The sequence below is a fragment of the Streptomyces polyrhachis genome (assembly GCF_042663125.1).
GTDB lineage: Bacteria > Actinomycetota > Actinomycetes > Streptomycetales > Streptomycetaceae > Streptomyces > Streptomyces polyrhachii.
This window is the reverse complement of sequence record NZ_JBHSZO010000092.1, coordinates 1-699: the sequence shown is the minus strand read 5'-3', so window position 1 is coordinate 699 and position 699 is coordinate 1. Positions and strand designations below refer to the sequence as shown.

1 pseudogene is annotated in these 699 nt (G+C 70.8%); it reads left to right on the top strand.

The features are described 5' to 3' along the window. A pseudogene (locus tag ACFQLX_RS25835) lies at window positions 1-699 on the top strand (IS630 family transposase); the annotation flags it as partial.

The following is a 699-nucleotide window of genomic DNA, read 5'->3' as shown; positions in this document are numbered from 1 at the left end:
CCAAGGGCCCGGTGGCACACGGCTGGCCGGACCAGACCTGGACCCTCTCACGGATCAAAACGCTGATCGGGCGCCGCTTCCACAAGAGCTACACCGTGCACGGGGTGGCCGCCCTGCTCAAGCGGCACGGATGGAGCTGCCAGGTCCCCGCCCGGCGGGCGATCGAACGGGACGAGAACCTGGTGGCCGGCTGGGTGAAGGAGACCTGGCCGAACGTGGAAGGACCGTGGCGGCGCTCGACGCCTGGCTCGTCTTCGAGGACGAGGCCGGATTGGCGATGACGCCGCCGACCACCCGCACCTGGTCCCGCCGCGGCCACACCCCGGTGATCCGCGTCCGGGGCCGCTCCCGCCGCCGCTTATCGGTGGCCGCCCTGGCCTGCTACAAGTCCGGCGAACCCTCGCGGCTGATCCACCGGCCCTGCCCGGACGCCCGGCCCGACGGACGCAAGAGCTTCCCATGGAAGGACTACCGCGACCTGATCCAGACCGCCCACCAGCAGCCCGGCGGCCCCACCGTGTTGGTCTGGGACAACCTCAACACCCACCTCACCGCCGGAACGCGCCGCTACATCGCCGACCGCGACTGGCTCACCGTCTTCCAACTACCGCCCTACACACCCGACCTCAACCCGGTCGAAGGCATCTGGTCCGTCCTGCGACGCACCACCACAGCCAACCGCGCCTTCGCCGACCCCGA